Below are 8,787 nucleotides of genomic sequence, written 5' to 3'. Positions count from 1 at the left end.
GCGCACCCAGATCAAGTGGGCGCTGAACTACATGAACACCCGCTACGGCAGCCCGAACGCCGCCTGGGCGTTCTGGCAGACCCACCACTGGTACTAAACCGACCCCTCGGCTCGCCGAAGCTCCACCCGCGACCTTGACCACCCTCCCCCTCACCCCGGGGGCCGGACAGGGACCACTGGGATGACCCGACAGGGCCCGTGCCCGCGCGATCCGCGCGGGCACGGGCCCTGTCGCGGTTGCCGCGCGTGTGCGTGGGCGGAGGACGGCTTGGCCGACCTCACGCTGACGCCGACGGCCGGGCCCCTGCGGCGATGTGCTCCGTCGGGTGCGGGCAGGTGACTATCAGCACTGCTCCGACCACATGAGGGAAACCTTGCGCCACTCCGGCGTGTTCGCTTTGTGGTTGTCCAGCCAATTCTTGAGCGTGGCGCAGGAGTACGCCGGAACGTCGGGGTGCGCGGTGGCGGTTGTCACCGCCTTGGGGACGGGCGGCGAGGCGGCGGCCTGCGACACCATGGCGGCTGAGGCCAGGAAGGGCGCGGCGATGACGGTGACCAGTGCCCGACGGATGAAAGTCGACATGGCGTGCCTCCTCTCGGGGAGATTCGGGTAGCCGTTTTTCACCGTACGCCGCCCAGGGAGCCGGTCCTTGTCGCCGATTCCGCCGTCGGCGGTGGGCCGGAGGTCCGTAATCCGGTTACGTTGATAAGAGCACCTGGTCAGAGGGGGGTAACAAGCCGTAACCCACCGGGGACGCTGCATGACTGGCCTGACCGTCATCCTGCTGCTCGTGGTCCTGGCCACGGCCGTGGCGACCGGTGCCCGGCGCTGGCGCTTGCCCGCTCCCTCGCTCCTCGTCATCGCCGGTCTGGTCGTCGGGCTCATACCCTGGGTTCCCGAGGTCCGCCTGCCGCCTCACGTGATCAGCGTGCTGGTGCTGCCGCCACTGCTCTACGCCTCGGCCGGGGAAATCTCCGTCCGCGACCTGCGCAGCGTGTGGCGGCCTGTGACCGGCCTGGTCTTCGGTCTGGTCCTGGCCTCGGCCGTCGCCGTCGGGTACGTCGCCCGAGCGATCACCCCGCTCACCACCGCGACCGCGTTCATCCTCGGCGCTGTCCTGGCCAGCACCGACCCCGTGGCCGTTACCGCACTCGGCCGGCGCCTGTCCCTCCCACCGCGCGTGCAGGCCATGGTGCAGGCTGAGAGCCTGTTCAACGATGCCACGTCGCTGGTTCTGTACAAGGTCGCCGTGGCGACCGCGGTTTCCGGCAGCGCCATCACCGTGTCCGGGACCGTCGAGCAGTTCCTGATCCTCGCGGGCGGGGGAGCCCTCATCGGCGCGGCGGTCGCCGCAGTGGTGACCCTCATCCGTAGACGGACCGAGGACCCCGTGCTGGAGACCGTCATCGCACTGGTCACCCCGTACGCCTCGTACGTCATCGCGGAGGACTCGCACGCCTCCGGCGTGACCGCCGTCATCGTGGCCGGGGTGGTCCTCGGCAGCACCGGCCACAAGCTCGGCAACGCCCCCATCCGTCTCCAGATCCACGCCGTCTACGACACCCTGACTTTCCTGCTGGAGAGCGTCGTCTTCGCCCTCATCGGTCTCGAGCTCCCCTCCGCCGTCCGTCATCTCGCGCACGACGAGCACGGCTGGCCGCTGTGGGTGCCGGTGATCGCCTTCACTGTGCTGGCGATCCGCCTGCTGTGGATCTTCCCGCTGTCCGCCCTGATCCACTACCGGCACAAGGAGGGCGACAGTCGTCTCTCCTGGCGCGTCCCGGCCGTCCTGTCCTGGGCGGGCACCCGAGGCGTCATGCCGCTGGCCGCCGCGCTCTCCATCCCCCTGGTCACCCACACGGGGGCGCCGCTGCCGCACCGGGCGCTCATCCTCACGCTCACCACCGGGACCGTCGCGCTCACCGTGGTTTTCCAGGGCTTCACCCTCGCTCCTGTCGTCCGCCGCTCGGGCATCGCTCTGGAACCGGAGCACACCGCCCGCGAGGAGGCCCGGACCCGCCGACACATCGCCCACACCGCTCTCGAAGAGCTCAAACAGCTCGGCGATCTGGATGAACTCGCCGAACTGGGCGCCGCCGCCGAGGCCGCCTTGAAACAGGCTCGTCGCGATCTGGAAGCGCGCATCCACCAAGCGGAAGACGCCCACTACAGCGACCCGGACGCCCGTCCCGCCGACGCCTACCGCGAGATACGCCGGACACTCATCGGCATTGAGGCGGCCGAGCTCCAGCGCCTCTACGAAGCGAACACGATCAGCAACGCCACCCGGCGCCGGATCCAGCGCGAACTCGACCTCGAGGAAGCCAGCCTCCGTGCCCGCGACTGACGGGTCCGTGCCGCAAGCGATACCCGCGTCCGGATCGGGCGGAGCTGCAACATGCGGCTCCGCTATCGCCCGCTCTCCTTCGAGCACGACCTGTGGTGGGAGAGACGCCTTCCCGCCGAGCGCGAGGCGAGGCCGCCCGCCGCGAGACCAGGAACGCCCCCGGGACGCCCGCGCCGAGCGCCCGCCCGGCCTGGACCCGCAAGGGTTTCCCGAGCGTCCGTGAGCGCCGACCGACGGCTGCTCTGCGGGTTCAGCCGGGCATCAGGGCGGGGGCGAGGAGGCGCAGGTCTTGCAGTTGCTGCTGCAGGGTATCGGCGATGGGCTGCACGGCGACATGGTCGGCACCGGCTCGGTAGTGCTCCCGGATGCGCTCGGCCAGCGTCTCCGGGTCGCCCCAGGGGACGACCGCGTCGATGAGTGTGTCGCTGCCTCCGTCGTCGAAGTCCGCGTCCGTGAAGCCCAGTTCGCGCAGGTTGTTGAGGTAGTTGGGCAGCCGCAGGTAGACGGCCGCGTAGGCGCGGGCGGTGGCGCGCGCCCGCTCGGGGTCGGTGTCGACCACCACGGCCTGCTCGGGGGCGAGCAGCGGGTCGGGGCCGAGCGTTGCGCGGGCTCGGCGGGTGTGTTCGGGTGTGACGAAGTACGGGTGAGCGCCCTGGGCCCGGGTGGCGGCGAGCTTCAGCATCTTCGGGCGCAGCGCGGCGAGCACGCGGGGCACCGGCTCGGGGGCCGGTGCGTCGAAGGGCGTGGCATCCATCGCGTCCAGGTAGGCCCGCATGTCGGACAGCGGTGTGCTGGAGTCGTGTCCGCGGCCGTGGACGAGAGGCCGGTGGCTGACGCCGAGGCCGAGCACGAAACGGCCCTGCCATGCCTCGTGCAGGGTTCTGGCGCCGTTGACCGCCGCCGTCGCGTCGCGTCCGTAGATGGTGGCGATCCCGGTGGCGACCATCAGGCGCCGGCTTGCGGACAGCAGCAGGGCCGCATGGGTCAGCGCCTCCTTCCCGGTGGGGGGCTCGCCGATCCACAGCGTCCCGTAGCCGAGGTCCTCGATGGCGGCGACGGCACGCCGCTCCTCGTCCGCCGTCACCGCGGACAACGACACGAGCCATACCCCGGTGCGGCCCAGGCGCTGTTTGAACGCGGGCAGGTCCGTGGGCAAGGTGGTGACGCGTTCAGCCATGGGGTGTACTCCGCACTGTTCCTGGGCTTGGGTACAGCAGCCTGACACTTCCTCAATTCACCGCGAGATCAGCCTCATCATGACGATATGCGACGCAGCGGTGAGTTCTCGAACGGCCGTCATGTGGGCAGCGCCATACGGCTGAGCCGCGCCCGACACGGCACCGATCACCCCGACGTCGGGCGGACGAGGTGGATAACTGGGTTTCGCCACACCCGCAGATGAGTCGCCCGCCCTCATACTGTGGCCTGGAAACGTGCCCGGCGCGCCCCGGGGGCGCTGGGAGGTCGCGACAGCCGCCGCACGCGGGTGGGGGTGCCTCGGACGATGCCGTCACCGGACGGCCGATCGGGTCGGCTCACCGACCCGCTCGGAGGATTGATGCACGTATCCCGTGCCTTGCGTTCGATCGTCGCCGTCGCCTCGATGGGAGCCGCGCTGGTGGCCGCCCCGGCGTGGTCCGCCACGCCCGCCGCCGGAGCCGTACCCAAGCCGGCCGGCCACGCGCAGGCTCCTCGGTCCCCTGACTCCGGACCCGCGCTGCACCATGACACCTCGCCACCGTTGCGCGACCTGTGGCAGGAACACGGAGAGCACCGGCCCACCCCCGGCGTCACACCCTCCGGAAAGGTGCCGGACCCGTCCCTCACCAAGGCCGCCCGTCCGGATCGGGTGGTGCAGGACCGCGACGGCGGCCGGGGCCCGATCCAGTTGGGCGTCAGTTTCGACGGCATCCGGGAAGCCGGGGGCGTCCCTCCGGACCCCAACGCCTCGGTGGGCTCCCACCAGATCGTGGAGATCACCAACTACGACCTCGCGGTGTACTCCAAGACCGGTGCCACGCAACTGGGCCCACTGACGACCCAAACCCTGTTCCGCGGGTTCGGTGGACCGTGCGAGACCGCTCAGAACGTCGACATCGGGGATCCCGTGGTCCGCTGGGACTCCCTGGCCCACCGCTGGATCCTCAACCAGTTCGCCCTCGACCAGACAGGCAACACGAACCGGCTGTGCGTGGCCGTCTCCAGCACCGAAGACGCCACCGGCGAGTACTACCGGTATGAGTTCGGATATCAGCACTTCATCGACCACCCGAAGGTCGCGGTGTGGCCGGACGCCTACTACGCGACGTTCACCGGCGACGGGACGGTCTTCGAGGCGTGCGCCTGGGACCGGCACAGGATGCTGCGGGGAGCCGACGCCGACCAGCAGTGCTACAACGTCCCGGTACCCAGCTTCCCGCTCAGCTCCGACCTCGACGGCACGACCCCACCCCCGCAGGGCCAACCCAACCTGCTGCTCGCCCTCAACCCCGCCGACGACAGCCTGCAGTACTGGCGGTTCCACGTCGACTGGGAAGACCAGACCCGCACCACCGTCACGGGCCCGGGCGAACTGCCGGTGGCCCCCTACACCCCGGCCTGCGAGAGCACTGATCCCACCCACTGCGTCCCCCAGGCCGGTACCACCCAGAAACTGGACTCGCTCTCCTACTCCGCCATGTACCGGCTCGCCTACCGCAACTTCGGCGACCACCAGTCCCTGGTCGTCAACCACGCGGTCGACGCGCCCGGCGGCGTGGGGGTGCGCTGGTACGAACTGCGGCTGGACCACGGCCGACCGGTCGTTCATCAGCAGAGCACCTACGCTCCGGGGTCCACGTACCGGTGGATGGGCTCCGCGGCCCAGGACAAGGAGGGCGACATCGCCCTGGGATACTCGTCGTCGTCCTCCCAGGACCATCCCGCGATCCGCGTCACCGGACGCCTGGCGCACGACCCGCGGAACGTGATGACATTCCGGGAGACCACCGTGTGGACCGGCACAGGCTCCCAGACCGGGAGCAACCGCTGGGGTGACTACACCTCCATGGCGATCGACCCGGTGGACGACTGCACGTTCTGGTACACCAACCAGTACCAACCGGCCGATGGCACCGGGAACTGGAACACCCGTATCGCCTCCTTCCAGCTCTCCGACTGCTGCGACCACCACCGCCACGGGTGACACCCTCGGCGGACGGCACCGCTTGCGACAGCGGCAGCCGTTGTTCGGCCCGGATGGACTTGCCGCGTGCCGGGTAGCGGGTGCCCCACAGGCCGGCCAGTTGTGCGATCCAGCCGTCAGGGGCGCCCGCGCTGCGGGCTTCCCCTGACGGCTGGATCGCGACGGCCCGGGACGACGGGTGACCGGCGCCGAGACCGCGGCCACGGCATGCGGTCACCCGTCGTCCCGGACTACGTCGCGTCACAAGGACGGAACGCTCGCCCGGCCCGCGAGGGGCTGGTCCGACTCTCAGAGACCGACGACCGGCCCCCGTACTCGGGCCCGGGTCCTGAGCACGTCGTCACTCGTCGTCGGCATTACCGACAGGCGTCCAGAACTGGCGGTCCTCGCCGGGCAGTTCGCCAGGGGGGATGGGCCTGTTGGCCTTGTAGACGACTCCGTCGAACTCGACCTGCTCCCCGGGTTTGTACCGGCGGTCCTCGGTCCAGGGCTGCGGCATGCCAGGCTCCTTTCTGTGTCGTTCGTTATCTCCCAGTCGGTCACGTCCGGTGGCGTGGTGTAACCGGCGGCCACCCTCAGTGATCCGTAAACAAGCTAGGCGGCAAGAGTCGGCGGTGCCATCGCTGGCGCGGCGTCTCCCTCGAACAGGTGAACGGCGGCGGCCGGGGATCTCAGGCCCCCGGAGCGTCGGCCGGGCTGTGAAGTCCGCCCCTTCGGATCGCGAACCCTGCTCCCGCCTGCTCGTGCTGCGGCACCCCGATATCCGACGAGGAACGGATCGATGCCCGCTTCGGGCTGCCCGACGCCGCGCTCGAGGTCCCGCAGGAGGCCCGGCACGAAGTCGGGGTCGCCGCTCTGCTGCGGGTCGACGGCGTGGGAAGCTTCATCCGCTGCCTGCTGCCGGTTCGGCTCACCGGCGGGACCGAGCTCGTGCTGGGCACCTGGCTGCGGATCAGCGACGACGACCTGGACCACGCCCACCGGATCTGGGAGGACCCGGCCTACCGGGAACTCACCCTCCGGGGCACCATGGCCAACGCGATCAAGCCCTGGGGCGACGACCTCCGGGACGCCCCGGCCACCGTCGTGGTGCGCAGCCCCGACGAGATCCCGTACGTCGACCACAGTGACGACGAGCTGCTCCGCCGCATCCTCACCACCACCTGGGACCGCGACGACGTCCTCTGCCGCCTGGCTCACCCTCTGCCGGTGCCCGTCCGCACCCCGCTGAACGAGCACTGGTCCATCGAACGCACCAGCGGGCTCTCCGCCCGCGTCGTCGACCGCACACACCGGTTCCTGGCACCCGGCCGTACCGTGCACGCCGACGTGTTCTCCGACCGAATCCGGCGCAGCCCCGAGGACTTCCTCGCCGCCCTGGTGAGCGGCGCACCCGCCGTGCCGCCGGAGCAGCAGATCACCGAGGACACCCCGGACGGGATCCGGTACGCATTCTGGGCCGTCTCGACACCGGACGGCCGCACTCAGTACGAGCTGTACGGCTTCACGGTGCACCGCAACGGCACCGCGGCCGGGGTCGTCTGCATGTGGGACGAGCCGGACGACCTCGCGTGGGCGCTGCATGTCTGGCGGTCGGTCCGCAGTGAGGATTCGGTGACCGGCTGACGGTCCGTGCCACCGCCACGGGTTCAGGCCTCGGACACCCGACTCCGTCCACGCCTTGCAGTCATCGCGGTTGCCCGGAACGGGCCGACCGACCGTGGAGCCGGGCCGACAGCCACCGGAGATCCTGTGGGGTACCGGGGCACGGCCGATGAACACCCGTGGCGCTGCGGCCTCGCGGCGCTCCGCCCTGCCATCGTTGGTCCGTGAAGGGAGGTGGTCCGATGGTCCGTACGGAGGAGCCCGGCACGGCCGTGTCGGTGCCGCTGTGTCTGATCGGTGCCGACGCGGGGGTGCTCTCGCCCGAGCGTTCCGCGGCCTTGGGCCGGATCAGGGCGGCGGCCGTCGGCGGCGAGTTCGCCGAGGCCGGACGGTTCGCCGCCGAGCTGCATCAGGCGGTGCTGGACGCCGAGGGCGCCGAGCACTCCGACGCCCCGGCCGTCCAGGAGGTCCGGGCCTATCTGGCCCACCGCGCCGGGGACCACCGGGGCGCCGCCGACCTCTACGAGCGGACGGCTGCGGCGTGGGCCTTCACCGGCGCCGGCGCTGTCCGGCCGGCGATCATCAACGCCCGCGCGTGCTGGGCGCTCGCCGGGCAGGCCGCTGCCGCCGGTCGGCCCACCGCGCGATCACGGGCCGCCGCCCTGCTGGCCGGCCGGGCTGCGCGCCGGTGCGCGGTGGTGGCGGCGGTCGCAGGGGTGCTGTCCTGCTGGGCGGTGGAGCTGGCGGCCGAGGAGCGGCACCGGCCCGCGTCCGCCGCAGAGCGGGTGGAACTCGCCGCGGCCCCGGTGCTGCGGGCCCTGGCCGGGATGCCGAGCGCCGCGTCCGTCCGTCCTCCCGCGGCCCGGGCGCCGGAGCCCTTCCCGGCCCAGCCGTCCGGCCGGGCGTCGGATCCCTCCCCGGCCCAGCCGTCCGTCCGGCCGCCGGAGCAGGACCGGGAGTCCGACGGCGCGGGCGCCGACGAGGCGTCTGTCCGCCCGCCCGGCCGGTCGGCAGTCGCGGCTGTCCCTTCCCGGCCGAGGCCTGCGCGGACCCCGGCCGGCGTGCCCTCTCAGCCGCCGGTCCGGCCCGCGCGGTCCGCCGGGCAGCCGTCGCCCGCCGGGCCGCAGCCGACGGTGCCGGTCGACGTCTGCGCGGAGAGCGGCAAGGTCGGCCTGCCGCCGGGCCTGGTCGAGATCTGCCGCAAGGCGTACGGGCGTTGAACCGGCAGGACACCTGTGGCCGGGTACGGCACCACGGCTGATGGTGTGCCGGCTTGCCGCCCGCCTCAGCCCACCGTGGTGTCGAGGTAGCGTGCGATCGCTGTCAGCGCCTTGACGAGGAGCTCGGACCTGGTGCGCGCCAGGACCGCGCCGCTGCGCCCGGCGACAGCGGCGACGTCCGGCTGACCATCGGCCGCCCGGCGCGGTGCCGGTCGAGCGGGCCGATCTGGCCCACGACGCCGATTCGGCCCGGCCGGCGTCGTTGGACGAGGCGACGGCCGCCCGGCCGGCCGCCGAGTATGCGCGTGGATGCGCGAGCCGTCGGGGCTGACGCCCGAGGGCGGACGGCGCAGAGCGGGCAGCACGACCGCGACAGGGCCCGTGCCCGCGCGGGTGGCGCGGGCCCCGGGCCGGGGGGGGCATACCCGGG

The 8,787-nt window shown here is 71.9% G+C and carries 7 protein-coding genes and 1 pseudogene; 5 read left to right on the top strand and 3 right to left on the bottom strand.

Translation table 11 applies throughout. The features are described 5' to 3' along the window. Positions 1-97, top strand: a pseudogene (locus tag ABZW30_RS45865) (lytic transglycosylase domain-containing protein); the annotation flags it as partial. A gap of 246 nt (positions 98-343) precedes the next feature. Here ABZW30_RS45865 and ABZW30_RS45860 read toward each other — a convergent pair. Further along, positions 344-583: a hypothetical protein gene (locus ABZW30_RS45860; protein WP_355677289.1), complete on the bottom strand. Its 240-nt coding sequence runs from the start codon at positions 581-583 to the stop codon at positions 344-346. Between the two features lie 178 nt (positions 584-761). On the opposite strand from ABZW30_RS45860, the gene ABZW30_RS45855 reads away from it, so the two are divergent. After that, a complete protein-coding gene (locus tag ABZW30_RS45855) occupies positions 762-2,348 on the top strand; it encodes a Na+/H+ antiporter (protein WP_355677288.1) in 1,587 nt (528 codons plus the stop codon). Positions 2,349-2,598: 250 nt separating this feature from the next. On the opposite strand, the gene ABZW30_RS45850 is transcribed toward ABZW30_RS45855, so the two are convergent. Then, positions 2,599-3,525, bottom strand: coding sequence for a TIGR03620 family F420-dependent LLM class oxidoreductase (locus ABZW30_RS45850; protein ID WP_355677287.1), 927 nt, complete (start codon positions 3,523-3,525; stop codon positions 2,599-2,601). A gap of 381 nt (positions 3,526-3,906) precedes the next feature. Here ABZW30_RS45850 and ABZW30_RS45845 point away from each other — a divergent pair, with 381 nt between their 5' ends. Next, complete coding sequence (locus tag ABZW30_RS45845) at positions 3,907-5,532, top strand: hypothetical protein (RefSeq protein WP_355677286.1); 1,626 nt, start codon at positions 3,907-3,909, stop codon at positions 5,530-5,532. 340 nt (positions 5,533-5,872) lie between these two features. Here the strand turns inward: ABZW30_RS45845 and ABZW30_RS45840 are convergent, their stop codons facing one another. Then, a complete protein-coding gene (locus tag ABZW30_RS45840) occupies positions 5,873-6,031 on the bottom strand; it encodes a hypothetical protein (protein WP_355677285.1) in 159 nt (52 codons plus the stop codon). Positions 6,032-6,249: 218 nt separating this feature from the next. Here ABZW30_RS45840 and ABZW30_RS45835 point away from each other — a divergent pair, with 218 nt between their 5' ends. Both ABZW30_RS45835 and ABZW30_RS45830 read left to right on the top strand, forming a co-directional pair. Beyond that, positions 6,250-7,158 (top strand): DUF2199 domain-containing protein, encoded by a 909-nt coding sequence (locus tag ABZW30_RS45835; protein ID WP_355677290.1) that lies wholly within the window; start codon positions 6,250-6,252, stop codon positions 7,156-7,158. A gap of 221 nt (positions 7,159-7,379) precedes the next feature. After that, the gene (locus ABZW30_RS45830; protein WP_355677284.1) at positions 7,380-8,357 is read left to right on the top strand and encodes a hypothetical protein; all 978 of its coding nucleotides are present in this window, start codon (positions 7,380-7,382) and stop codon (positions 8,355-8,357) included. The last annotated feature ends 430 nt before the right edge of the window (positions 8,358-8,787 follow it).

Origin of the sequence: Kitasatospora sp. NPDC004669 (genome assembly GCF_040609455.1) — a bacterium.
Classification (GTDB): Bacteria; Actinomycetota; Actinomycetes; order Streptomycetales; family Streptomycetaceae; genus Kitasatospora.
This window is presented reverse-complemented; position numbering and strand designations above follow the sequence as displayed.

What these genes read in the sequence shown, in the direction of transcription:
- ABZW30_RS45860 (WP_355677289.1), bottom strand. Translation starts at nt 583, where the DNA reads ATGTCGACTTTCATCCGTCGGGCACTGGTCACCGTCATCGCCGCGCCC.
- ABZW30_RS45855 (WP_355677288.1), top strand. Translation starts at nt 762, where the DNA reads ATGACTGGCCTGACCGTCATCCTGCTGCTCGTGGTCCTGGCCACGGCC.
- ABZW30_RS45850 (WP_355677287.1), bottom strand. Translation starts at nt 3,525, where the DNA reads ATGGCTGAACGCGTCACCACCTTGCCCACGGACCTGCCCGCGTTCAAA.
- ABZW30_RS45845 (WP_355677286.1), top strand. Translation starts at nt 3,907, where the DNA reads ATGCACGTATCCCGTGCCTTGCGTTCGATCGTCGCCGTCGCCTCGATG.
- ABZW30_RS45840 (WP_355677285.1), bottom strand. Translation starts at nt 6,031, where the DNA reads ATGCCGCAGCCCTGGACCGAGGACCGCCGGTACAAACCCGGGGAGCAG.
- ABZW30_RS45830 (WP_355677284.1), top strand. Translation starts at nt 7,380, where the DNA reads ATGGTCCGTACGGAGGAGCCCGGCACGGCCGTGTCGGTGCCGCTGTGT.